Annotated in this window: 20 protein-coding genes, 1 pseudogene and 1 riboswitch; of the genes and pseudogenes, 9 read left to right on the top strand and 12 right to left on the bottom strand. The window is 45.6% G+C overall.

The window, feature by feature from the left end; genetic code table 11:
• Positions 1–137: 137 nt before the first annotated feature.
• Positions 138–827 carry a 16S rRNA pseudouridine(516) synthase RsuA gene (gene rsuA, locus K0I73_RS04545; protein ID WP_220063338.1) on the top strand — a complete coding sequence of 230 codons (690 nt, stop codon included), beginning with the start codon at positions 138–140 and terminating at the stop codon, positions 825–827.
• A 53-nt stretch (positions 828–880) separates the two neighbouring features.
• Here rsuA and K0I73_RS04540 read toward each other — a convergent pair whose 3' ends face one another.
• Both K0I73_RS04540 and K0I73_RS04535 read right to left on the bottom strand, forming a co-directional pair.
• Positions 881–1,306, bottom strand: coding sequence for a DUF3069 domain-containing protein (locus K0I73_RS04540; protein WP_258405295.1), 426 nt, complete (start codon positions 1,304–1,306; stop codon positions 881–883).
• Between the two features lie 274 nt (positions 1,307–1,580).
• Positions 1,581–2,083, bottom strand: a pseudogene (locus K0I73_RS04535) (IS5 family transposase); the annotation flags it as partial.
• Positions 2,084–2,364: 281 nt separating this feature from the next.
• On the opposite strand from K0I73_RS04535, the gene K0I73_RS04530 reads away from it, so the two are divergent.
• Positions 2,365–4,227 (top strand): GGDEF domain-containing protein, encoded by a 1,863-nt coding sequence (locus K0I73_RS04530; RefSeq protein WP_258405294.1) that lies wholly within the window; start codon positions 2,365–2,367, stop codon positions 4,225–4,227.
• On the opposite strand, the gene K0I73_RS04525 is transcribed toward K0I73_RS04530, so the two are convergent.
• The gene (locus K0I73_RS04525) at positions 4,224–4,997 is read right to left on the bottom strand and encodes a substrate-binding periplasmic protein (RefSeq protein WP_258405293.1); all 774 of its coding nucleotides are present in this window, start codon (positions 4,995–4,997) and stop codon (positions 4,224–4,226) included. The two genes, K0I73_RS04530 and K0I73_RS04525, sit on opposite strands and share 4 nt — an antisense overlap.
• 354 nt (positions 4,998–5,351) lie before the next feature.
• On the opposite strand from K0I73_RS04525, the gene queG reads away from it, so the two are divergent.
• Positions 5,352–6,521, top strand: a complete 1,170-nt coding sequence (gene queG / locus K0I73_RS04520) for a tRNA epoxyqueuosine(34) reductase QueG (protein WP_220064261.1) — start codon at positions 5,352–5,354, stop codon at positions 6,519–6,521.
• Positions 6,522–6,540: 19 nt separating this feature from the next.
• Here queG and K0I73_RS04515 read toward each other — a convergent pair whose 3' ends face one another.
• The 3 genes from K0I73_RS04515 to K0I73_RS04505 form a co-directional block, all read right to left on the bottom strand.
• Positions 6,541–6,744 carry a dodecin gene (locus K0I73_RS04515; protein WP_220063336.1) on the bottom strand — a complete coding sequence of 68 codons (204 nt, stop codon included), beginning with the start codon at positions 6,742–6,744 and terminating at the stop codon, positions 6,541–6,543.
• Between the two features lie 62 nt (positions 6,745–6,806).
• The gene (locus tag K0I73_RS04510) at positions 6,807–8,519 is read right to left on the bottom strand and encodes a GMC family oxidoreductase (RefSeq protein WP_220063335.1); all 1,713 of its coding nucleotides are present in this window, start codon (positions 8,517–8,519) and stop codon (positions 6,807–6,809) included.
• 24 nt (positions 8,520–8,543) lie between these two features.
• Positions 8,544–9,275: a gluconate 2-dehydrogenase subunit 3 family protein gene (locus K0I73_RS04505; RefSeq protein WP_220063334.1), complete on the bottom strand. Its 732-nt coding sequence runs from the start codon at positions 9,273–9,275 to the stop codon at positions 8,544–8,546.
• 127 nt (positions 9,276–9,402) lie between these two features.
• Here K0I73_RS04505 and K0I73_RS04500 point away from each other — a divergent pair, with 127 nt between their 5' ends.
• Both K0I73_RS04500 and K0I73_RS04495 read left to right on the top strand, forming a co-directional pair.
• Complete coding sequence (locus tag K0I73_RS04500; RefSeq protein WP_220063333.1) at positions 9,403–10,956, top strand: glutamate synthase-related protein; 1,554 nt, start codon at positions 9,403–9,405, stop codon at positions 10,954–10,956.
• 318 nt (positions 10,957–11,274) lie between these two features.
• Complete coding sequence (locus K0I73_RS04495) at positions 11,275–12,828, top strand: methyl-accepting chemotaxis protein (RefSeq protein ID WP_220063332.1); 1,554 nt, start codon at positions 11,275–11,277, stop codon at positions 12,826–12,828.
• 93 nt (positions 12,829–12,921) lie between these two features.
• Here K0I73_RS04495 and metE read toward each other — a convergent pair whose 3' ends face one another.
• Entirely contained in the window at positions 12,922–15,192 is a 2,271-nt protein-coding gene (gene metE / locus K0I73_RS04490) for a 5-methyltetrahydropteroyltriglutamate--homocysteine S-methyltransferase (RefSeq protein ID WP_220064260.1), read from the bottom strand.
• A 205-nt stretch (positions 15,193–15,397) separates the two neighbouring features.
• On the opposite strand from metE, the gene K0I73_RS04485 reads away from it, so the two are divergent.
• Positions 15,398–16,297, top strand: a complete 900-nt coding sequence (locus K0I73_RS04485) for a LysR family transcriptional regulator (RefSeq protein WP_220063331.1) — start codon at positions 15,398–15,400, stop codon at positions 16,295–16,297.
• Between the two features lie 121 nt (positions 16,298–16,418).
• On the opposite strand, the gene K0I73_RS04480 is transcribed toward K0I73_RS04485, so the two are convergent.
• The 5 genes from K0I73_RS04480 to K0I73_RS04460 form a co-directional block, all read right to left on the bottom strand.
• The gene (locus K0I73_RS04480; RefSeq protein WP_220063330.1) at positions 16,419–17,150 is read right to left on the bottom strand and encodes an HDOD domain-containing protein; all 732 of its coding nucleotides are present in this window, start codon (positions 17,148–17,150) and stop codon (positions 16,419–16,421) included.
• A gap of 251 nt (positions 17,151–17,401) precedes the next feature.
• Entirely contained in the window at positions 17,402–18,013 is a 612-nt protein-coding gene (locus K0I73_RS04475; RefSeq protein WP_220063329.1) for a GDSL-type esterase/lipase family protein, read from the bottom strand.
• 114 nt (positions 18,014–18,127) lie between these two features.
• Positions 18,128–20,065, bottom strand: coding sequence for a TonB-dependent receptor (locus K0I73_RS04470; protein WP_220063328.1), 1,938 nt, complete (start codon positions 20,063–20,065; stop codon positions 18,128–18,130).
• A 100-nt stretch (positions 20,066–20,165) separates the two neighbouring features.
• A riboswitch (cobalamin riboswitch) is annotated at positions 20,166–20,382 on the bottom strand.
• A gap of 193 nt (positions 20,383–20,575) precedes the next feature.
• On the bottom strand, positions 20,576–20,926 hold the full coding sequence (locus K0I73_RS04465; RefSeq protein ID WP_220063327.1) for a DUF805 domain-containing protein: 351 nt from the start codon (positions 20,924–20,926) through the stop codon (positions 20,576–20,578).
• A gap of 192 nt (positions 20,927–21,118) precedes the next feature.
• Positions 21,119–21,544 (bottom strand): hypothetical protein, encoded by a 426-nt coding sequence (locus K0I73_RS04460; RefSeq protein WP_220063326.1) that lies wholly within the window; start codon positions 21,542–21,544, stop codon positions 21,119–21,121.
• Between the two features lie 123 nt (positions 21,545–21,667).
• Between K0I73_RS04460 and K0I73_RS04455 the strand changes: the two genes are divergently transcribed.
• From K0I73_RS04455 to K0I73_RS04445, 3 genes are all read left to right on the top strand, one after another.
• Entirely contained in the window at positions 21,668–23,248 is a 1,581-nt protein-coding gene (locus tag K0I73_RS04455) for a pepsin-like aspartyl protease (protein WP_220063325.1), read from the top strand.
• Positions 23,249–23,315: 67 nt separating this feature from the next.
• Positions 23,316–23,843 carry a GNAT family N-acetyltransferase gene (locus K0I73_RS04450; protein ID WP_220063324.1) on the top strand — a complete coding sequence of 176 codons (528 nt, stop codon included), beginning with the start codon at positions 23,316–23,318 and terminating at the stop codon, positions 23,841–23,843.
• A gap of 96 nt (positions 23,844–23,939) precedes the next feature.
• Positions 23,940–24,737 carry an SAM-dependent methyltransferase gene (locus K0I73_RS04445; RefSeq protein WP_220063323.1) on the top strand — a complete coding sequence of 266 codons (798 nt, stop codon included), beginning with the start codon at positions 23,940–23,942 and terminating at the stop codon, positions 24,735–24,737.
• The last annotated feature ends 5 nt before the right edge of the window (positions 24,738–24,742 follow it).

Here is a 24,742-nt window from a genome sequence, read left to right as displayed (position 1 = left end):
GATTGAATTGGGATCTTCTCACCGCCTCATTTTATCGGCGCGGTTAAACGATTTGCCTATTTGCCATTCTAGATCTTTCTCTTTACCTAGTCTCACTTCATAATGGTGGCTATTATGATTTTATAGGCTACAAAATTGTGCGTTTAGACAAATTTATCTGCGAGTCCACCTCATTAACACGATCGTTAGCCAAAAAAGCGCTTCATCGAGGCGATGTAACCTGCGATGGTGTCGTCGTTAAAAATTCCAGTTTCAAGGTAGAGCAAAGCCATCAAATTCACTTAAATGGCGAATTACTCACCATCATTGGGCCTAGGTTTATCATGCTAAACAAACCTATTGACACCATCTGCTCCACTATCGACGAAGAGTACCCTTCGGTTTTAGGATTGCTCGATATCGCTAAAACTGAAGATTTGCATATAGCAGGGCGACTGGATGTCGACACCACGGGTTTAGTACTCATTACCAATGACGGCCAGTGGTCGCACAAAATAACCTCGCCAAAAAAGGAGTGTGGTAAACGTTATTTAGTTCAAGTCGCCGATCCACTCTCTGAGGAGCTTATTGAGCAGTTCACCCAAGGCATTGAACTGAGAAGTGAAGATGGGTTAACCAAACCAGCCCAGCTTGAAATAATTGACAGCCATCAAGCGAGGTTAACGATAACCGAAGGTAAATATCACCAGGTCAAACGTATGTTCGCAGGCGTGGGTAACAAGGTGGTTGGACTACATCGTGAATGTGTAGGGAAGATTGAGCTAGATAAGCACTTAGCACCAGGAGAATGGCGCTATCTTACCGACAAAGAGATTAAGTCGATATAACACGCATGTAAATAATACTCGTTGAGCCATGGGTCACGCCCATGGCTCATTTTCTATCCCGCTATGACACTCTTTATGCTGTTAAGCAATGCTCTATCTGTGCGCGCCTTTTTCAGTTTTTTAGCGCTTTCTTTAAGCGATGCATCCGATAAACGAGTAAAGATATTGTTGTACTCATTCTCATCCACCGCTTCATCACTATCGGCTAATTCTGCAATGTCTTGGGCAACACGGCTAAGTTGTAGCCAGGCATTTGCTATATAGAAACCATGGAAGTCTGCTTGAGGTAATAGTGCACTCGCACTTGATGGCAGCGCATTCCACGTTGCAATAAACTTCTGGTCTTTGTCTTCCAGTAATTCATTAAACAGGTTCGCGTAGGCCTCCATCAAATTAGCTGGCACCTTATCCATGGGAATAACATGGTTGCAGACATTGAACGCCACTATCTCGGCACGTTGCTTATATTCAGAATTCAATTTACTTTTACTCCACAATAATCATTTAGCAAAAACCAGCAAAAACGAACGTTATACCTTCACCCTAAATGAAAAGCAAAAATTCAATCAAATAATTTACCAGAAGGGTTTTATGGGCTTTGTTTCCTAAATCGAACCAACAAACAAAGCCTCCTCAACTGTTTAAGTATTAGTCAAGATACTGTGTTTCAGGCATACCTAGCCTAGTCAGTTTTTTTAATGCTTTGATCATGGCGTAAGCTTCCCTACTTGAGCATTGTCATTTCTCATGCTCAAGCTCCCGCCGAGCAACTGCTTTATCCGATGCATGAGTGTCAACGGCAATATGCAGTTTGCGCCAAACTCGGCGCTTGCCATCCGTACCATGCTTCTTCACTTTCTACTCTCCTTCGCCATAGACCTTTAGCCCTGTAGCATCGATAGCTAAGTGCTGAATGATGCCCCGAGTCTTAGTTTTAAAAGAGATGTTAACTGTCTTAGCGCGTTTGCTGATACAAGTGTAATGGGGCAAAGTAATGACACGTTTACCAGTTTAAATACGGAATTGATAAAGCCATGCAGGGCTCGCAGTGGCATAGAAAAACTACGCTTTACCATGAGTGCGGTGGTGATTGCTAAATCACTAAACACAAACGGCCGACCTTTTTTGCCTAGTTCAGTTGTGGCTTTCCAAGCGGAGATGGCTTCCTCATCAATCCAGAAGGTCAGCGAGCCACGGTTAACCAATGCTTGATTGTACGGTTTCCAGTTGGTTGTTTTATAGCGAGGCTTTGGCACGGTTGATTTATGAGTCTATGAATGATGTCGATCTGATCATTAGCTACAGATTTAGTTCAATCGATTTAGAAAACAAAGCCGATTTCATGCTTAAAAAATAAACTTTTACTATAAAAAATGTGTCATCCTTATAATATAGTTACAGAAAAAATGATATATCCTATAGCTAACAGGTCACTTTACAGGGTGAACAAACTAATAAAATGATAACAATGATAATAATGATAATAATGATAATCTCAACATCATCGACGCGTTTAGGTTTGCTAGCGAGTATCTGTATGCTACTTGTCGGCCTTCCATCTCCTGTTCAGTCCGCTCCTTTTCAGCCCAAAAACGTTGAAGAGGCTTTTGAGGTATTTGATAGTGGTGAACTAACCGATTCTGAAACAATAAAAGTCACCCTGAACTACCTGAAAAAAAACATCTCAGTAGAGGACACTGAAAATTATCTCAAGTTACAGACTGTAATTTGTTGGAATGACTTTGACTTAACCGATAACAAAGCAATTGAAGCGGCAATCGAATTTGTAAACTTAAAGCTAGCGTCAAAACAGATCACGAAATCTACTGAAACAGCAACCGATCTTAGACTATGCAGAGCATATATGCATCAAATCATAGGTAAAGTTGAACTCGCACTTAAAGAATATAATGACGTTGTTCATCAGGCCTATCTTATCGAGTCCCCAAGGTTAATTGCAGATTCTCGTTCATTAAGAGGCGCGATGTATTCGTTTCAAGGAAATTTCGCCGGGGCTTTAGAGGATTTCATTGCCGCTCAACATCTTTATGAATCACTTAATCTTAAGGTCTGGGCACAATATAATCTTACCGAACTTGCCACCAGCTATCGTCGCTTTGGCGATCCACAAACCGCGATAATATACTTTCGACAACTGGAAATTCAATTTAGTAAGCAAGGCGATAATGACACTGCCAATCTTATGAAAACAGAAATAGCCTACGCATTAGAAGAGTTAGGAGAAAATAGCGCCGCATTAGAAAAATACTTGCAAAGCTACCACTATTGGAAAAATAAGTCAGATGATATCGCAAGCGCTTATCAAGCCATTAATATTGCGGGAATATTAATAAAACTAGATCGCGTCGCAGAGGCGGAAGAATATCTTGCAGAGGCAACTCAAATAATCAACGCATCTGACGGAGCGAGTTACAGTTTTATGCGTCTTTTTCAAGCCCAAGCAGCACTTCATCACCACGAAATGGAAAAAGCACACGCATATCTTAAAGAAGCTGAAACAGCTTTCACCAAAATTAAAAATACTAGAGGTTTAGAGCAGCTATATCTTGTGCAAAGTGAGGCTTTTATATCACAACAAAATTGGCAACAAGCAGTGGCTGCACTACAAGATTATATTGCTAATCATCAAGCACTAGATGCGACTAGGCAAAGCAATCACACTACAGAGATGCGCACACGCTTCAATACGGAGAAAGTTGAGCGAGAAAATAAGCAATTATTGGAGATACAGAAGATAAAAGAAAATGAGCTAGTTATTTTAAATCAAAATAAGTATTTACAGCTAGCAGTGAGCATACTTTCCGGTATTATCATGGTGTTCTTGTCTGTAATATCCTATAAACAATCAAAAAAATCTAAACTTCTCTCAGTATTAGCATCGACAGACCACCTAACACAACTGCCAAATCGACGCTCAACCTACTTTAAGGGAGAAGCTTACTTTAAGTCGAAAGAATCCACCGACCATCCACTCTCTTTAATTCTATTCGATGCCGATCACTTTAAAAAAGTCAATGATCAACTCGGTCACGACATAGGTGATAAAGCTCTGGTTGCACTCGCTAATATCAGTAATACGTTAATGCGAAAGCAAGACTTAGTTGGCCGTGTAGGCGGGGAAGAGTTTTTAATTATTTTACCTAATACTTCAGCAGAACAAACACTGAGTATAGCTCAAAGGCTGGTCACCAAGATAGAAAGTAGTAATTTTGATGGCATTGCTCCTAATTTCAAACTAACTATCAGTGCAGGGATTGCAACTCAGACTGATGATGATGATGGCTTTAATATGTTGTTGAAACGAGCAGATAAGGCTTTATATAACGCCAAAGCTGCAGGACGCAACTGCGCTATATTAAGTGATCAAAATACGCTTTAATCTTGCCGCTCAATAAAGTGTATTTGCGTTGGTGCATTAGAATGGTGAAACCACACCTGATAAAGTTTCGCTAGTCCACCTTCACTTTGCAGCTTTTTCAATGCCTCATACCATTGATTAACCACTTGAGGAGAGGTTCCCTTGGAGAAGCCGAGGTAGAGATCAATTTTCGAAAGTTCAAACACTGGCTTAACCATGCTTTCTGCCATAGAGACTTCATTTAATAACTGGCTTACGGAGAGATCGGCCTGACACCAAAAACGGATTCGACCGTGCATCAACTGTTTCGCTGATTGTTGTGGAAAACTCGCGACGGTGAGATGTTTCACCCCTACTTGCATCAAAATAGACTCTCCGATTGATCCCCTATAAACCCCGACACTACCGAGTTGATCGACTTGTAAAATATCATCTAACTGCACATCATCACTGGCTTTAGCGTAAATATAGATACGGCTTGTTGCTATGGGGCCAATAAAATCAAACTGCTTACGACGCTCATCATTAAGAGAGGTTGCAAACAACATCACATCGGGATGAGAGGCGGCTATCGAATAAGCTCGAGCCCAAGGTAGCACCTCAATATTAGCGTCTACATTTAACCGTTTAGCCAATAACTCGACCAATTCCACACCATATCCTTTGGCGACTCCCTGCTCCTGAAAGCTCATAGGAGCCCACTCTTCGGTGAGTATTCGTACGCCCGCAACGCCATCACTTAACGGCAGACAAGTTAGCGAACACAAAAGAAACAGTTCACGATAGGTCAATCAAGTACCACCTTCAGTTTTGTTATCGCTACGTTGAGCCTTGCTAGTGAAAATATCAAACAGAGCTCAACATTATTTATCTCGCAGATATCTTGTAGTCGGGGGCAAAGTAGCATAGATGGACAACTTTACATCTACCGTAGTTAGTGCCGACAGTTTTCCTGTTTTAACCCTAATATAACCCATGATGACAATCGAACTTCATGGGTCATTTTAATTCAAATGCACCACTTTTCCATGATTCACTTTTCTACATTATCGCGCAACAGCCATTTCGTCCAAGGTTTTGTCCTCCCCCGTTAACTGATATGATGAGTGCGTTATCCATCACTCATTGCCACTATCATTGCCACTATGTCCACACACTTGCCATCTCAACTCACTCCCATACAACTGCAACAGTTAACATTAAAAATTAAAGAGTGGGGCAAGGCGCTTGGATTTGCTCAAATAGGCATCTGTGATACCGACCTAATTGAAGAGGAAGCGAAGCTTCAAACTTGGCTCGACAATGGCTATCACGGAGAGATGGCTTATATGGAAGCCCATGGCATGATGCGTGCGCGTCCCCATGAATTGCATCCAGGTACCCAACGGGTCATTTCAGCCAGAATGGACTACCTACCGCCCGAGGCAGGTTTTGCGACCAACCTTAGTAACCCTAATTTAGCCTATATTTCTCGCTACGCTGGCGGGCGTGATTATCACAAGATGATCCGCAACCGACTTAAAAAGCTTGGACAACAGATCGAAACAGAACTCGACAGTTTAGGCTTAGCCAAGCCCAACTTTCGCCCCTTTGTGGATTCAGCACCGATACTTGAACGCCCATTAGCAGATAAAGCAGGGATAGGTTGGACTGGCAAACACAGTCTGTTGCTCAACCACGATGCAGGGAGTTGGTTCTTCCTGGGCGAACTCCTCATCGACCTACCACTGCCTGTCGATTTGCCAATAAAGGAAGCGTGTAATACCTGCGTCGCGTGCATAAAATCTTGCCCGACGAATGCGATAGTCGCCCCTTATATCGTTGATGGTCGGCGTTGTATCTCCTACCTCACCATTGAACTGCAAGGCGCAATTCCAGAAGAGTTCCGCCCACTCATCGGCAATCGCATCTATGGTTGTGATGATTGTCAGTTAGTCTGCCCAGTAAATGCTCAAGCACCGCTGACAAAAGAGAGTGATTTTCATACTCGAGATCCACTCAAACATCCCGACCTACTCACCCTGTTTGGCTGGAACGAAGCCGAGTTTTTAAGTTATACCGAAGGCAGTGCTATTCGAAGAATTGGCCATAAACGCTGGCTGCGTAATATCGCAGTGGCGCTAGGGAACGCGCCACATTCGGAGAACATAATTAATGCACTAACTCATAGACGCAGCAGTGATGAGGTCGATGAGATGGTCATCGAACATATCGACTGGGCACTAGCACAGCAGCTCAGTCCCCCCTCCCAAGCTAACCGTAAGACCCAACGTGTTATCCGAGCCGTTGAAAAAGGATTACCCAGAGATGCCTAATACCTATCAAAATAAGGCACTAGTCTAGGGTGAACCCTACTTTCACTGTCACCTGCCAATGGGCAACTAAGCCAGCTTCTAGGTGACCGCGGGTTTCAACTACCTGAAACCAGCGTAGATGATGCAATGACTGACTCGCCTCGGTAATGGCGTTTTTAATCGCCTCATCGGAACTAATAGGCGAAGATCCAACAAGTTCAATGATTTTGTAGGTATGACTCATAGTGATTGCCCCAAGTTAATTGTTTCGTCCACTTGAGTATAGAAAGAATTTGAGCCTTCGACTTAACCTAGTTCAGCGCGATATCCGCCTAAATGTTCGATCATCTTATCGGCAACGCGAAACGCATTAGCATATATAGTTAAGGTTGGGGTAACTGAGCCGCCATTAGGCATAAATGAACCATCGCTGACATAGAGGTTGGCGCAATCATGCACTCGGCAATTTTTATCTAAGACAGATATTTTAGGATCATCACCGAACCGACAGCCACCAGCCACTAAATTGGATGTCGGTGACGTAAACACATTACCCCATGCCTCATCGGCGCCCATCGCCTTCATCACCTCGACACCTTTATCAACCAAGTATTGCGCGACCTTGAGATCATGAGGATGAAAACCGGCCCTGACCTTAGCCACGGCCTGCCCCCACTTATCCTTTTCATCAGGATCTAAACTGACATAACATTCATCGTTAGTCAGCCAGTCACAAAATACCTCAAACTTAAAATCTCTCGATTGGGTAAAATGCGCCTTTAACCGCTGCTTCAGTGGGGTGCCCCACAGCAAGTTACCCCGTTGCCATTTTAGGCTGTTGGCTTCCGCTGTAGGAGATGGCGGATCGAAAACAAAATCCAGAGTGCCGCCTTTAACTGGTTTATCGAAAGCGTCTTTATCATGGATCACATACCAATCCTGCAACGCGCGATTGAAAAATGGACCTCTTATTTTCAATCTGCTGGCAACGTCAGGCGCTAATCTATCTAACTTAAATACCCCATGGCCTGTGCCACCAGCGCAGCAATGTAAATTTTTACCGACTTGATCATAGCGATTACCTATACCATTGGGATGCTTCTCCCCTTTACTGGCTAGCAATAACCGCGCGCTTTCTATTGAGTAACAGGCCACCACAAACAACCGAGCAGAGATATCTATACTCTTACCTCTTGCATCGAAATAACTCGCACTACTGACCTCACCAGCCCCATTGGTGTTTAGTCGATACACTTTAGCTTGAGTCACTATTTTACAGCGGCCCGTCGCCACCGCATCATTTAACAGCGCCGCACGAGAGCTCGCCTTAGCACCCGAGTGACATCCGTAACTGCCACAATAACCAGAGTACTCACAGCTCTTACGACCATTTAATGGCACTGATAGAATGCCCCGCGCCATCGGCAGAGGATGTAATTTTAACGATTTACACGCTAAATCAAATTTGGCGGCAATGGGATGTTCAGCCGTCGGCGGTAAAGGGTAATCAGGGGTCGAACGCGGCTCTAAGTGGGGATGTTGAACCACTCTACCGCTCACGCCAACAATCTGTTCCACCTTGGCATAGTAGGGCTCCAAATCAGCATAGCTAATTGGCCAATCGACCGTGTTGGCACCTTCAATCGCACCGAACTCAGATACTAAGCGAAAATCCTGCGGCTTAAGACGATGAAAATAGCCACTCATAAAGTTAGAGGCACCACCAACAATGTTACCTCCCCAAAACTGAGCGCTTGTATCGCTCGACCACTTACCATCAACCGTTGGTTCTTCAAGCACATGGCGCTCATCTTCAATCTGAGAGCGAAAGACTCGATGACGCGCTAACTGCTCATCTTTGACAAAGTCCTCTTCGGTAAACCAATTGCCCTTTTCTAACACCACCACAGAAAACCCCGCCTTAGTTAGCTCATAGGCAATAGGGCCTGCGCCTGCGCCGCTGCCAACGATACAGACATCAAACTGGGAGTTAGAATTAGTTTGTAGCGCATTTGACATGAGAGTCATCCCAATAGCTAAAGATTAAAAATCGAGATAGGTTTTGCCTACCATTGGACGAGGAAAGCCACTTTGATGTTCGAGCCATTGCCAGCCAACTCCATCAGGATTACCACCATAAATGGGGTCAAGGGTGAGCGCCTCAAGTAGATAATAAAGTAACAGAGACAGCCAGTTCTCCCCGGCTCGGCTATTAGCGATGCGTGTGAGCAGCGCAGCTTGCGCAGACCAATCTAAGACTAAGAAACTCTGCTTTAGCTCAGTATCTGCCAGATCTTCCAGCCAAGCAGCACCTTGAATAATAAAGTCTCTATCACCATCTTCGATGTTGCCGGGATCATCGAGCGCCCACAACAGATAGCGGTCAGCATTAAGATCCTTTGCCGAAGGGCCATCACCATCATCGGGAAAAAGATGCATTTGCACCGTTTCAACTATCGCATGAGTGATCACGTCAAAATTATCGGGTTTGGAGTGAATCGAAAATGGCTCTGTCTCTTTCGCGGCTAATAGACTCGGCTTAGCCCCTAACACAGACAACAAGATAGTCGCAGCGCCGGTGCGTTTTAAGAAGTCACGCCGACTTAAGCCACTAGCATAGGCAAATAAAGGCTGAAGAGGGGCGGAAACAGAGGATAAACATTCGTGACCTTTAGTCGTATTCGGTGAACCATCGACGACTTGCTCTCCCACCTGTTTTTGGTCACTGTGGGGAAACCTCTCCACTTTAGTGACTGCTGCTCTTATTCGTGCCATATCCTTTCCCTACACAACAATTAAGCTCAACTCATCCTACACCAAGTTATCCTCATCGGCAGTAATCACCAAGATCTTCTAGACTAAATACAAGTGATTGCGGCAAAACAAAAAATGAGGTGCAACAATGGACAGACCGATTATCGCAGACAATAAGCCCAAAAAGGTCAAACTCAAGCAAGGTAAAAAATATTATTTCTGCGCCTGCGGTCGCTCAAAAAACCAACCATTCTGTGATGGTTCCCATGCCGGCAGTGGCTTTGAACCAAAGGAGTTTACCGCTGAAAAAGATCAGGATACCTATCTTTGCGCCTGTAAACACACAAGTAACACGCCCTATTGTGATGGCACTCATAAGCAATTTACTTCCGAGCAAGTTGGCACCCTAGGACCGGGAAGACTGACCTCAGATTCAAGTAATAAAAATGCAATGCCAAGTCCCATATCGACCACCGAAGAGTCCACTGTCGAGTTGATCCATCAACTTGCCAGAGACGGATTAAATACACTTGGACATCACGGCCCTATGGTGGCAATGGGAGTACCGAGAAACACGCTTCCACACTGGGATGATATTCAAATAATGACAGCTCAGTTGGCGCATAAGCCTCTCTTTGAAGATCAATGCGTTAACACTGAACTGATCATCGGCCCTGAGGCTCGCAAGCCACTTAAGCTTAATATCCCTCTATTTGTCTCCGATATGAGTTTCGGCGCCCTATCAGAAGAGGCAAAAATAGCCTTAGCTATGGGCACAGAGCTTGCCGGAACGGGGATCTGCTCAGGTGAAGGCGGCATGCTACCCGAAGAGCAGGCGGCTAACTCGCGTTATTTTTATGAACTTGCTAGCGCAATGTTTGGCTACAAAGAGGAACTATTACATTCGATTCAAGCATTTCATTTCAAAGGCGGTCAAGGAGCGAAAACGGGCACAGGAGGCCATCTTCCCGGCATTAAAAATCAGGGCAAGATATCAAAAGTTCGAGGAATACCCGCAGGAGAAGATGCCATATCACCGCCCACATTCCAGGATCTAAACTCTGTGGCAGACTTTAAGCGTTTTGCCAATCGAGTTCGAGAGATCAGCGGCGGTGTACCCATTGGTTTTAAACTCAGCGCCAACCATATCGAGCGTGATATTCAATTTGCACTCGATGCCAGCGCCGACTACATCATCTTAGATGGACGCGGAGGCGGCACCGGTGCTGCGCCGCAAATATTTCGAGATCATATCAGCGTACCCACTATCCCCGCATTAGCGCGGGCGCGTCGATACTTAGATAGCCAAGGTGCAAGTGGTCGAGTCACCTTAATCATTACCGGCGGCCTTCGCCTACCAATGGACTTTGTTAAAGCCATGGCTTTAGGCGCCGATGGTATCGCGATTGCTAATAGTGCCATGCAATCTATTGGGTGTGTCGCCGCTCGCATTTGTAATACCAACAACTGCCCCGCAGGCATAGCAACCCAAAATGCAGACCTACGAGCGCGACTCAATGTCGCAAAGTCTGCCCAGCAATTAGCCAACTTTCTCGGTGCATCAACCCAGTTGATGCAAGTCATGGCTAGGGCATGCGGCCATCACAATCTAAGTGACTTTAATCATGATGATTTAGCAACTTGGCACAAAGAGATGGCACTGTTATCAGGCATCAACTACGCAGGAGTAAGCGGCCTTTAAGCAGCGCAGATAAAAAACTAGGAGGATAAGGGGGTCTTTAAAAGCTCAAGAAGAAAAGGCATCACCTCGAAGAGAAACCTTAGGCACTCAAGGACGATTGAGCTATCGATTAGGACAACGAGTCAACGAGACCATGATTAGCCTTCTATGAACTCGATAAAAATCTCTATGACATTTCAGCCTTGTCAATTAAATGGCCTAGTTTGTTTACGGCTTCGAGCCTTGGATGTATTCGCTTTTCATGTGGTTTATATAACAAATGCTATATTTATAGAGCACATTGAGAACGGCAAATATTCTATTGCTAAAGGGACTTGTATGAGAATAAATCAACCAATCACTAAGCAGGAAAGGACGTTCCCTGCCGAAATCAAACTCATTTCTGTCACAGATACGTCGGGCACCATACTTGACTGCAATGACGTCTTTGTTGAAGTCAGCGGATACGACAAAAGTGAGCTAGTGGGACAACCACACAATATCGTCAGGCATCCAGAGATGCCTGCCGCTGCTTTTCGCGTGATGTGGTCACACCTCAAAGCAGGCAAGCCCTGGATGGGAATGGTTAAAAATCGCTGTAAAAATGGCGACTTCTATTGGGTAGATGCCTATGTCACCCCGATGACCTGCAAGGGAAAGATCATTGGTTATGAATCAGTTCGCTCCAGCCCTAAACGACAAGATGTCGCCAGAGCCGAAGCTCTTTATGCAAAAATTAATGCGGGCAAAGACAAATCCAAGTCTCTCTATGTTGCCTCAGAGTATATCCTACTGATACTGGCATTTTTATTGGCCGCGTCGCTGTTCACAATGGGATATCAGGGGTTCTCTGAAATGATACTCGTCGTTGGCGTTGTTGCGTTTGCAATGCTAGTTTCTTATAAAAACAGAACAACACTAAAATCATTAAATAAACTGTTGAAAGATAGCTTTTCTCATGAGCTTGCCGCAAAAACCTACACAGACTCAAATGGTGATTTAGGTTTATTACAAGTGGCTATATTAAGTTTAAATGCGCACTTAGGGACTGTGATTACTCGTATTGAAAATGCAGCATCACACGTTACCAAAGGATCTGAGGACGGCCTGCAACTGACCCAGAAAACCTGTAGCGAAATAGAAAGACAACAAGCTGAAACATTTCAAGTCGCAACGGCGATGAATGAGATGACAACCACTATTTCCGAAGTATCACAACATGTTACCGAAACAGCGAACCATGCCGAAACGGCCAATGGTTTGGCCATTAAAGGAAACGATGTTGCAGAAGTCACACGCCAGTCCATTCAAAAACTAAGAGATGCGGTTTCTAACATAGGAACCTCGGTGGCGGATGTATCAGAACAAACAGCCAGCATTGCGCAAGCCGCAAAAATAATTGAACAGATAGCCGAACAAACCAATCTACTCGCATTAAATGCGGCAATAGAAGCCGCCAGAGCAGGAGATCAAGGTAGAGGCTTTGCGGTGGTTGCCGATGAGGTTCGTAACCTTGCAAAACGAACCCAAGAAACCACCCAAGAGATCTATTCAATTGTTAACAAATTAACCTCAAAAGCACAAAATGCCGTTGATACCGCCAGCCTTGGCGCGCAAGCGGCGGATGAAGGGTTAGAAAGAGTCATGGAGAGTGGATCCATGCTAAACGGCATCTCTGGAGCCATAGAGCAGATCGCCCATATGTCGACCGAAATGGCTGCGGCGGTAGAAGAACAGGCTCATGTTGCCGAAGATATCAATCGGCAAATCGTGAATATCTCTGATTTAGCTCATACGAGCGCTAATAGCTCAAGCCTGACATCAGACTCAATGACTAAGCTCAAGTCTACCGCAGACGAATTACATGAACTTGTGGTACGTTTTAAACATTAATAAGTGAAGCCATAACACGCTGGAGCAACTCCTTCTGCTCCAGCCCCTATTTAGATTGGCTGATCTATGGCTACTTTCTTATATCGATAATGATCAGCCCAAACGTCGCCTCAACTCCTTGGTCGCCTTAACCATATTCTGCAGTGCAGGCTCAACCTCATCCCAGGTTCGAGTCTTTAATCCACAATCTGGGTTCACCCATAACTGACGAACTGGAATTTTAGTCGCCGCCTTTTCAATAAGCGCCACCATCTGCTCGACACTAGGGATATTAGGGCTATGAATATCATAGACTCCAGGGCCGATCTCATTTGGATACTCAAAGTCTTCAAAGGCATTAAGTAACTCCATGTTAGAGCGGGAAGTTTCTATGGTGATCACATCGGCATCCATAGCTGCAATCGAGGCGATGGTGGAATTAAACTCGCTATAACACATATGAGTGTGGATCTGAGTATCATCTTCAACACCAGCCGCACTCAGTTTGAAGGCATTTACCGCCCAATCTAAATACTCCTGCCATTGAGATGCTTTTAACGGTAGACCTTCACGAAAGGCGGGTTCATCGATCTGGATGATCCCTATGCCCGCATTTTGCAAATCAACCACCTCATCGCGAATAGCTAAGGCGATCTGATTGGCGATCTGCTCACGACTAATATCTTCGCGAGCAAACGACCAATGCAAAATAGTGACAGGGCCAGTCAACATCCCCTTTACAGGCTTATCCGTCAGGCTCTGAGCATAAGTCGCCCAATCGAGCGTCATAGCTTGGGGGCGCGACACATCACCATAGATCAGCGGGGGCTTAACACAGCGGGAGCCATAACTTTGTACCCAGCCAAATTGGGTAAAACCAACTCCCTCTAGCTGCTCACCAAAATACTCCACCATGTCGTTACGTTCCGCTTCACCGTGAACTAAAACATCGATGCCTAACTTTTGCTGCCGAGAAATCGTGTCGCGCGTCACCGCCTGTAATTGCTCAGTATATGCAGCGTCGGTTAACTCACCTTTGCGCCAGCGACTGCGAAGTCCTCGTATCGCGGGAGTCTGCGGAAATGAACCTATCGTTGTGGTGGGCAGCAAAGGTAACCGAAAGCGTTGTTGCTGCTTCACTTGACGCAATTCAAATCCGCTTTGACGCTCAAAATCAGCGAGGGTTAATGCAGCCACCCGCGCATTTACTTGATCATTAGCCGCATTTTTTCTGGCGGTTCGCCTCTCAATACAGCGCGTCACTATCGCTTGAGATGCCACGGATTCGGGCTCGACTAACAAGGTTCTCAATTGATGGAGCTCTGTTAGTTTTTGCTTTGCAAAACTTAACTGCTCACGCAGAGACGCCTCAAGTTCAGTTTCAATATCTAGGTCAACAGGGGTGTGTAACAGTGAACAAGAAGGTGCGATCCATATCTGATTGCTAAAATCAGCAACTACAGGCGCAAGCAGTTGCTTAATATTATCAAGCTCAGCAGCCCACACATTACGACCATTGATCACCCCAAGACTTAATACTTGTTCAGGTTTTAAGTCTGCGGCAAATTGAGGTAACTGCTGCGGCGCACTCACCAGATCGATATGAACGCCAGCAATGTCCAAATCACTGATCAGCTGTTGATGGTGTGCGACACTGCCATAATAGGTTGCTAGCATGAGTTTAACATCGACATCATTTAATGCCTGATAGGTGTCAGCGAAAGGTGCTTGCCAATCATCTTCTAACTCTAACGCCAAGATAGGTTCATCTAATTGCACCCAAGTCACGCCTTGGTCGGCAAAGCGGCTAAGAATGGCCTGATAAACCTCGATTAGCTGGGGTAACAAACTCAGTTTATCAAAAACTTGGCCACTACATTTTGCCAGATAAAGATAAGACAAAGGCCCGAGTATTACTGGCTTTGGCTGATAACCCAAGGACGTTGCTTGCTCGACCTCGTCAAAAAGTTGCTCGAATACAATCTTAAAAGTTTGATCTTGACTCAGCTCCGGCACGATATAGTGATAATTAGTGTTGAAATACTTTTTCATCTGCGAGGCCGTGGTCGCGTTGCCCGTTGGCGCACGTCCACGAGCCACTCGAAACAGGGTATCTAAATCGACCTTATCGCCGTCACGATGACGTGCGGGAATCGCATCGATAGTGGCGCTTAAGGTTAAGACGTGATCGTAATAGGCAAAATCCCCCACAGGCAGATGAGTAACCCCAGCCTCTGCCTGCCACTCCCAATGGGTTTGACGCAATGAACTGGCAACCTCTTCAAGTGCTGTTTGAGTGATTTCGCCGCGCCAATACTTTTCTAGTGCAAATTTAAGCTCACGCTGACGGCCAATCCTTGGAAAACCTAGTGAAGCAACACTTATAGACTGCATACTGTATACCCTTTTATTTAAGATGAGCAAAATTCATAATGACGCTGTTAACTTGGACATCAAGCAACTGATGACGATTAAGATGACACAAGCATAAACAGGCGTCTGGACGTCTAGAAGTTTATTGTGTTAACCTGTCACCTCGCAATCGAATTGATTTCAAGCACAACATGAGCAAAATTCATCTGAGGTAAAAATGATAGAGCTTAGGCATTTACGAACATTGGTGGCCCTCAAAGAGAGTGGCAGTCTCGCTGGCGCAGCTAAAAAGCGCTTTGTCACTCAATCGGCCTTATCTCACCAGATAAAAGAGCTTGAGACCCGAATCAATTCGGCAATTTTTGTTAGAAAGAGTAAACCGCTCTCTTTTACCCAAGAAGGAACACGCTTACTTACACTGGCAGAGGAGATTCTGCCTAAGGTGATTGAAACTGAGGTCGATCTCAAAAATGGACTGAGTGACGACGCCGCCGATCTGTTTGTCGGTATTGAGTGCCATAGCTGCTTTCGCTGGCTGATGCCAGTAATCGAAGAGTTCAATAGCAACTTCCCTCACACCAACCTTGAACTCTCGAGCCGCCACCTGTTTGATTCGCTAACGGCGCTTAAGCAAGGAGAACTAGATGTGGTGCTGACGTCAGATCCAATACCAGACAAGGATATCGCCTATCAGCACCTTTTTGATTTTGAAGTTAAACTATTGGTCGCCAACGACCACCCGTTAGCACAACAGCGCCATGTGACGCCAGTTCAGCTCAGTGAGCAATCGCTTATCACCTATCCAGTGCCACTGGCGCGTTTAGACATCTACCGTTACTTTTTAGAACCTGCGGGGATCCCAGTCAGTAAACAGATCCGCTGCGATCTTACCGCTATGCTCTTGCAACGTATTGCTTGTAAAGACGGTGTATCCGCCCTGCCTAGTTGGTCGATAAATGAAGCCCATGGCTTATCATTGACGGCGCTAAAACTCGGGCAAGAAGGACTAAAAAGACCACTATTTGGCGCTTATCGTCACAGGAGTAGCAATGCGCGGCTCGCACAGCAATGGTTGAGTCTTGTTGCTGCAGAGGGAATAACTAAACAGAATGGCTGAATCAAAGAAGTAAGGACGACTTTGGTTAGTGGTGTTGAAGCCGGATCGAAAAAACTGCCAGAGGCAGTTTTTTGCTTTAAAAATGAATAAAGTATTTCGGTAACTCTAACGACGACTCTAACTACAATGGATTAAGCAGTTGATTACGCATCGACAGAACTCGGCGCAACACCAAACCAGGAGAATCAGGGTTGCGCGTCTGACGCAGGTTATGGGCGATCATGAACTCTTCTTTAAGTTCATCATCCAATCCCAAAGAGACGAATGCTTCTAGGGTTAGGGTTTGTTTTTGGTTATCAATTAACGACTTGATAATAGACAGCGGGAACGACTGCTCTGATTCGGCATTTAAATAGGCAAATGCGGTAAGGGCGATGATCTCACCAAATACGCTAAAGAGCGCTAAGGTTTGCACCTCATCTGGGTTGATATTAACGCCTTCCATTTGATGCAAACTATCTACGGCATCGGTCGCAATACTCTCTGTCAATGCCCAATAACCAAACACCAATTTTTTATAGGGTTGTGGCAGTTCATCCAGACGCTCTTTAAGGTAAAAGGTAAACGCATAGCGATAAATGTTCACTTGCCCCAAGCGTACTAAGGCGTCTTTTAATGAACGATTTTTTGATGACACTGTATTGCCAGCATTGGCAGCAGCATTGCTACGCCATAGCATGTGGGCCGCTAGCGCGGGATCGGAAGACACAATATCAATCACATTGCGAATATCACCATCGGCAATGATAGCTTTTTTTAATGGGATCAGAATGCCACGGCGACCAATGACCTGCTCTTCATTGGCGATAATTGCACGTACTTGAGTGAATACTTGATGCTCAAGATCTGTCATGAGAAGTTATTAACCTGATTTATTATTCTGGCAAGTCGCCATTTGTTATCCGAGAATTTACCCACAAAATGCCCGCCGTGGTCAAGTCGATTTAGGGTAAAAGCGAACTTTAATCCAAATATTTCAACATTGTCGCACTGACACCCATCAAATCTCGTACTTAAGCGCCATGAGATGACAAATTTCTGCCGATTTACAGTTCGATGACGCTGCACAGCAGATGAACTGACATATCAAACGGCTTCCCATGTTTACAATGCCCCAGCATGCCGAAGTTGCTGCTCAATGTGCTTCGCAAGACGTCGATAGCCAAGATCATTAAGGTGAATCGTATCGGATTTAACCTCTGGTAATTTTAGCAGCTCTGTTAAAAAATCCTCAATTAATAGCAGCTGATATTTATCACTAAGGCGTGAATAGAGTTTAGCAGGTTCGAGCCAAATACTCTTTTGAGGAACCGCAATTAATACCACAGCGATGGATCTGCTTTGTGCCTGTTCAATCATTAACGAAAGGTTGGCCTCTACCTCGCTCTCATCGACATTACGCAGAAAGTCGTTGCCGCCCTCGAGCAGTAACACCAACTCGGGTGAGGTTTCATCGAGCACAGTTGCGAACCGCCTTAGTCCCTCAGCCGTTGTCTCTCCTGAAATCCCATAATTGACGACATTGCATCCAGTTAATCTGGCTAACACGCTAGGATAATCATTTCCCTTCGAGGCACCAACGCCTTGGGTCAAGCTATCGCCAAAGGCCAAGATGTTAGCGTCAGGAGAAAGTGGCGCTAATGTTCGATTATTATTAGGCCAAAACACACCGACGATAACCATCGCCACCACTACGAGCAGCCATTTAAACTTCATCTTTTCAAGCCTTCCCGATCTTAATGATACTTAGGCCATGATGAACAACAGAGATAAAAAAAGCCAGTCACTAAAGCTGACTGGCTTAGTAGAACGCTTTATTGAGCACGCGATTTAGAAGCGATAGCTCGCCGTTAAACGAACTGCACGTCCACTGCCTGAATAGTAGCCACCGTAATAAACGGCGCTAGCGTATTGCTCATCAAACAGGTTATCTACCCGTAAGCTAGCTAACCAAGCGTCACGGGTATAATTCAGCGCTAGGTTTGATAATAAATAGGCCTCTATTTTTGGCGAATAATTACCTGTATCGCCACCTTCATAATGTGAACCAGTATACTGCCCCTCAGCAAACAGCTGCCAATGCTGAGCAAAATCAACACTCACATAACCACGGCCAGTATGCTCAGCCACCCAAGGTAACACCTTTCCGTCATTAGCCCCTTCGGTGAACTTAGCATCGATGTAGTTATATTCGAGGCCAACCTGTGTTGAGCCAGCAATCTGCCAATCCCAATCGGCACTAACACCGTAACGACGTGATGCATCGGCATTCATGTTAGCGCCACCTTCTGGTGACCACACATAAACGATCTCATCTTCCAGATCCAAACGATAGGCGCTAACACGCAATGTTTGACTGCTCAGTGTCCAGTCCCAACCGGCTTCATAAGAGCGACCCGTCTGCGGATTGAGTCCCTTAACCTCTGATAAGGTATAGGCTTGCTCATCGACTTTTGCGAAACGGAAGTTATCATCAGCGCGCAGATAAAAGCGCTGCGACTTGCTTGGACGATAATTAAAACCTAACTCCAATGCACTCGCACTATTGTCGAGTTTTTCGCCCTCGGGATACAGCACTACATCGGTCAGATCGTCTTGCACATCACTGTAACGCCCACCCACGACATAGCTCAAGGTTTGGGTTAATGGCACATCGGCCTGAATATACGCACTCATCAAACGCTGGGTGTTATTGCGAGTAATGTAAGCCAGATCATAATCCGCCTTGCCTTGGCTAAAATCGGCCCCGGCAACAAGGCTAATATCACCGTTGTCGGTCACAAAAGTCGCAATTGCCTTAGGATTAAACTCAAATAGCGAGCGCTTTATTTTGCCCTCACTGCTCCAACTTATCGAGTTCACATCTGTGTCGGAATAACTTAGATCGGCAGACAGTAACCATTGACGGTTGAATTGGTGTTGGTATCCCGCTCTCACCGCACTGGTCATTTCGTGTTGAACATCATCGGGATAAAATGAGTTGGCTTGACGCGGGTTTTGCTCAAACTGTTCTTTAGTTAATGACCCTGCTAATTCACGTTCGTTGTCGTAGTAACTGGTCTCAACAAAGAAACGGTCGGTGTCATCTTGATATTGCAGGCGGCCTAAAATCGATGCGGTTTCATTGGCGTTATGGTCGCGATAGTTATCACCTTGGTTGTAACTACCTGCGGCGTAAAGTCGCCATTTATCATTAATAGCAACCGAGACATCGGCCTGACCTTCATAGGTATCAAAACTGCCACCAGAAACACGAATACTGCCGCCAGCGCTATTTGGCGCCTTAGTGATAATATTGATCACACCGCCCACAGCTTGGTCGCCATAAAGCACACCAGCACTACCCGATAAAATTTCAACCCGCTCTATTTGATTGAGTGGAATTGCATTTATGGCTGGCGCAGCAATATCGATATTGTTCAAGCGACGACCATCGATCAAAATCAAGGTATTGTTGGCAGCCTGATCTGCGCTAAAACCACGCATAGCAAACACCGCACCAGAGTTTGAATCTGAGATTTGAATACCGCTTTGACCGCGCAGCACATCCGTCAAGCTAGTCGCACCGCTCATCTCGATAGCGGCCGCATCAATCACATTCACATTGGCTGCGATATTGAGCGGGGTTGATTCGCTTCGACCAATAATAGTAATAGTCTCATCAACCTTGGTCGCTGTTGGGGTAAGGTGTTCGGCAGCCTGCAGTGGTGCTGAAACAGATAATATGCCACCGAGTAGTACGGCAATTTTTGTAGGTTTGGTACCCATTTTCCTTTAACTCCTAAAAGGGAAACGGGGCAGTAAGTCACGGTAAATAACACCAGAAGCAGGTGAAAATTATCGCATTTCGAGATCTGCCCGCCGAAATCTCAAAATCACCTAATGGGCCGGTCTCCGGACTGAGGATAAGTACAAAAAGCGAATCACTTTTGATACGACAAGATTGGATTTTTTAACGCTTCAATTCAGCGCACCCAACTTTCACCTTTCACCGTTGCGGGGGCAGTGCCAGATTTTCACAGGCTTCCCGATTATCCCAATTACACACAGCACATAGTTGGGCACCACAAAAGATTAACTAGAATTTGCTTGCCTTTAATCAACCATCTATAACATTGCAATCCATACAAGGTCATTTACGACTATCAAAAACGAGGCCATTATAGACGTCTAAACGTATAAATGTCTAATGACTTGTACCGACAATAACACCATAAAATAACAGACAAAGACGATAAAAAAAGGAGGCCTAAGCCTCCTTATAATGACGATATACAATTAAGCCGCAGCAAATGCTTTGGGATTGCCACCATATTCGTTGTCTTCGACGCTGTCTTGTACATAAAAAATAATAAGTACGATGGCACCAATAAGTGGAATTAGGTTGAGTAACTGCCACCAACCTGAACGTCCAGTATCGTGTAAACGTCGCGCCGAAATAGACAAGCTGGGGATTAACATCACCAAAGAGAATATCGTTGTTAATGCAAAGCTCCCGAGTATGCCATCGACCACGGCCAGCACGACGTAAAAGATAAAGTAAAACAAAATATACATCCAAAACTCTGTTCTACGTGCGCGACCTGTAAAATCGGCAAACTTTTTAAACGCACCAATAAAATGTTCCATATTATTCCTTTTGTTTACGTAAAATAAAATACTCAATAAGGATCCAAGAGTTATCCAATAGCTCCATTCACCCCACAGCACGCCAATACTATATTAATAATTAAAAAATTTTAATTTAATTTTAATGACAATAAAGTTTAAGACCTTAGATAGACTTGATATAACAATTCCCATACCAAGGATAAAGTGGCCTTAGCGCAGAGTGCTAATATCAGCCACCATCTTAAGTGGCGGCGTAACGGAAAAATGAGCAGTAGAAAGCAAGGCATCCCCTCGAGCGGAACGATGTAATAAAAACAGATCCTCATTGCCAGCAATCACAGTGTAATAACCTATCTCTCCCATAGCCATGCCCTGCTCACTCTCGCCTCTGTGAGCATGAGACATTTTTGAACACGTCAGCATTGCACTGAAGCTCTGTTTTCCCTCAATCGATGATGGCTCCAGTTTTTGATACTGAGTTTCGCCCTCACAAACCTGTTGGTAGTTACTGGCGAAAGTGTCGAGGAAAACCTCTGGTTCTATGGCGCTGGCTAACCCTTTGAAGGCCTGAATGCAGTAGAGTGACGACCAACTGGTGAGTAATTCCTGCTGGGGTACAAATTCTGCGGAAAACATATTGCCATCATTAACAACGACACGACAGGCTGCTTAAACTATCATTTGATCCCCGCTATAGGATCGCGTAAAACAATCACTGATATTTCCACTATGCCAACGTCCCACGCACAAAGGATACCAATGAGTTCAAACAAGATTTCGCCCCGTACCCTTAAGGTCCCAATTGTGAATGTGTATGCCAAAGGCGGCTACAGCGCCCAGCTAAGCATCGGCGCCGAAAAACATCCACTGAATCTCATATTAGATACCGGCAGCAGTACACTGGTAGTCTCTGGCAGTGATGATATAAACCAGCGTGATAGCGCATTAACACCCACCAGCTTTGCTCAAGAAGTACTGTACGGCATTGGTGGATGGGACGGCCCAGTGATCTACACACGCGTCGGTATTCGCGAGAACCAAAGAGGCTTAGATACACGTGACGCCCACGTCCCCCATGCGCATAAACCCATAGTACTGGAGCAATGCCCAGTAGCCGTGGTCTCCTCTCGGCAACAGAAAATAAGTTTCGCCGATGCCGATGGCATACTGGGGCTAGCCTATCATTCACTCAATAAAGTGTATGATCTGAAAAGCTATTTCACCCATTACGGCATCACCCCTGCACTCACCTTTCCCTGGCCATTTGGTGAAGCGATCCACCTGTGCACTAGTCACTATCAGCCGATAATGAATCAAGAGGTTACCCTGCAAAGTGAGGCTAACTTTAATAGTGAGGATCTGCGCCAATTTAAGCGTTTCTTAACGCGTCAACCTAGTGATGATTTGCCCCCCTATTTTAATGATTTGACCGAGCACGGTTTAACCCGTAATAAGTTTGGCTTTTATGCCAGTAGATCGAGTATCCATCTGTGCAGCGATGAGATCATAGCACCTAACAGTGCAGGTGAGTTTGCTTATTTGGGACAAGACCCTCTCAATCAAGGCTGGCTTATCTTAGGCGGCGGCGAAGAGCATACCGAACTCTATCAGGGAGATTTTAAAAGCATCGCAGTCATGGAAGATAAATACTATAACGTCAATCTCGTCGGCTTGCAGATTGGCGATAATGAGATGGTCCCCAGCCTGCTTACCCAGTCCCTGGATGAAACGAGCGCCTCGTCAGCTGACAAGCAACCCAGCCTAGCAAGCCATCCTTTGTGCCCCGACGGCCAGCATCTGCATACCCACGGGGTGCATATCAATAATGCCATGCGTGGCCAGAGCAACGCCATTATCGATACTGGGGCTTCGGCCATCGTACTCACTCGCCATCTATTCGGCGCAATGACACAAGTACTTGAGGAGATAAACCCTCAGTTTATTCATCAAATCGCGCCCTTTAGTGACATCGCCTTTCAGCAAACAGGCATAGACATGACTGAACTGCAGCTAAAGCAGTGGCCCAATTTGACCTTCTATTTTGTCGGCCCTCGGAATGATATACACTCATGTGACAATAACGACAGCCTACAAGACAGCGAAGCCATCGCCATCACCGTCACGCCCCAACACTACTGGCAGATTAATACGCCGACCAAGGGTAAGGCCTGCTTTAAACTGCTGTCACAGCTGCCTAATTGGCCGGATCAATCTATCCTCGGCCTGCCGTTGATGAGCGGCTATTATGTGATTTTTGATCGCTCGGTCGATGACAAGGGCGTCATTCGCTTCGCCGAGCAGAAACCGCTATCGATGTCGGAGGCCCAACTTGCCAAGTAACCCTCAGCTCCCTTCGAGACTTACCCAAGACTTGCCAAATCATGTTTTTTGCAGCGAGCGCCTGACTATGAGGCCTATCGCTGAGACGGACAGAGAGTTGTACCGCCACCTCTATTGTAATGAGCGGGTGATGCGCCACATCAGTCAGCCTTTCTCCCAAACCCAAGCAGATAAGGCATTTGAAACTTCACTTAAGGCGATGACAAGGGCATTGCAACACCCAAACATACCACCTAGCTACATGCTCTGGATAATAGCGAATAAGACTTCTGGCGTAACAATGGGGGTTATCGGACTAAATTGGAACAAAGCCACGCCGAATTCTGCAGAGATTGGCATAATGATGATCCCCAAGGCTCAAGGTAAGCAGCTTGCCGACGAAGCGGTCACAGCACTGATAGAACACAGTAAGAAATCACTAAATATCACAGAAATTAAAGCAAGTTTTTCTACAAAAAACCTCGCCACAAAAAGAATTGTGAAAAAACTTGGATTCAAGCAACGCCCATCCGGTCACCCAATCCAAGAGGTTGAATCTAGAAGCCGCGAAAGCCAAGTAGAATACTTTTTGAGTTTGGTCAAAAAACCTCAATAGAAACCAGACACACAAGGTAATTAACAGTTTAAAATCAGCCAAATTACTGTTAGCTTTAACCCTTAATTAACATACATCACATCAGGATCTAACTTCATGGCGGGAAGCCTGGCTTGTGTCGGCATAGGGATGACCTTAGGCGCCCATATCTGTCCGCTGGCACGCAGCTATATTGAACAAGCCGATGTCGTTTTCTCGGGAGTCTCCAACGGCATAGTAGAACTCTGGCTAAAAGAGATGCACGGCGATGTCCGCTCGCTACAGGTTTACTATGGCGAGGGCAAGTCACGCCATATCACCTATCGTGAGATGGTCGACGCCATATTGTCTGAGGTCAGGCAAGGTAAGAATGTCGTCGGTGCCTTCTATGGCCACCCCGGCGTATTCGCCCAAGCGCCCCATAGATCCCTGGAGCTGGCGCGCGCAGAAGGCTTCGAGGCGGTCATGGTACCCGGCATCTCCGCCGAGGATTGCCTCATAGCCGACCTTGGCATAGATCCAGGCCAATTTGGCTGCCAGCAGTTTGAAGCCAGTCAGTTTATGTTTTATCAGCGCCGCTTCGATCCCTCCTGTTACCTGATCCTCTGGCAAATAGGACTGGCTGGCGACAAGAGCATGGCCAGATTCGCCACGGGCAAGGCTCATCGTCAGGTGCTGATAGAGCTACTGGCAGAGACTTACCCCTTAGATCACCAGGTGATCCTCTACGAGGCGGCCGTGCTGCCCATAGATAAGGTCCGCAAACAAACGCTGCCGCTGCGTGATTTGGCCGATGCCGAGATTTTTATGCATACCACCTTAGTGATCCCGCCGAGCGAAAAGATGCGACCCAATCAAACCATCTTGGATAAGCTAGCTAAACTAGAAGCGGCTCAACAAGTAAGTAACCACTAACACAC

This window comes from Shewanella mesophila (assembly GCF_019457515.1).
In the GTDB taxonomy this organism is placed as follows: domain Bacteria; phylum Pseudomonadota; class Gammaproteobacteria; order Enterobacterales; family Shewanellaceae; genus Shewanella; species Shewanella mesophila.
This window is presented reverse-complemented; position numbering and strand designations above follow the sequence as displayed.

Coding starts and splice junctions, on each gene's coding strand:
- K0I73_RS04475 (WP_220063329.1), bottom strand. CDS start 18,013: ATGAAGTTTAAATGGCTGCTCGTAGTGGTGGCGATGGTTATCGTCGGT.
- K0I73_RS04530 (WP_258405294.1), top strand. CDS start 2,365: ATGCTACTTGTCGGCCTTCCATCTCCTGTTCAGTCCGCTCCTTTTCAG.
- K0I73_RS04505 (WP_220063334.1), bottom strand. CDS start 9,275: ATGGCACGAATAAGAGCAGCAGTCACTAAAGTGGAGAGGTTTCCCCAC.
- K0I73_RS04485 (WP_220063331.1), top strand. CDS start 15,398: ATGATAGAGCTTAGGCATTTACGAACATTGGTGGCCCTCAAAGAGAGT.
- K0I73_RS04510 (WP_220063335.1), bottom strand. CDS start 8,519: ATGTCAAATGCGCTACAAACTAATTCTAACTCCCAGTTTGATGTCTGT.
- K0I73_RS04445 (WP_220063323.1), top strand. CDS start 23,940: ATGGCGGGAAGCCTGGCTTGTGTCGGCATAGGGATGACCTTAGGCGCC.
- K0I73_RS04450 (WP_220063324.1), top strand. CDS start 23,316: ATGAGGCCTATCGCTGAGACGGACAGAGAGTTGTACCGCCACCTCTAT.
- queG (WP_220064261.1), top strand. CDS start 5,352: ATGTCCACACACTTGCCATCTCAACTCACTCCCATACAACTGCAACAG.
- K0I73_RS04460 (WP_220063326.1), bottom strand. CDS start 21,544: ATGTTTTCCGCAGAATTTGTACCCCAGCAGGAATTACTCACCAGTTGG.
- K0I73_RS04465 (WP_220063327.1), bottom strand. CDS start 20,926: ATGGAACATTTTATTGGTGCGTTTAAAAAGTTTGCCGATTTTACAGGT.
- K0I73_RS04500 (WP_220063333.1), top strand. CDS start 9,403: ATGGACAGACCGATTATCGCAGACAATAAGCCCAAAAAGGTCAAACTC.
- K0I73_RS04455 (WP_220063325.1), top strand. CDS start 21,668: ATGAGTTCAAACAAGATTTCGCCCCGTACCCTTAAGGTCCCAATTGTG.
- K0I73_RS04470 (WP_220063328.1), bottom strand. CDS start 20,065: ATGGGTACCAAACCTACAAAAATTGCCGTACTACTCGGTGGCATATTA.
- K0I73_RS04495 (WP_220063332.1), top strand. CDS start 11,275: ATGAGAATAAATCAACCAATCACTAAGCAGGAAAGGACGTTCCCTGCC.
- K0I73_RS04480 (WP_220063330.1), bottom strand. CDS start 17,150: ATGACAGATCTTGAGCATCAAGTATTCACTCAAGTACGTGCAATTATC.
- K0I73_RS04515 (WP_220063336.1), bottom strand. CDS start 6,744: ATGAGTCATACCTACAAAATCATTGAACTTGTTGGATCTTCGCCTATT.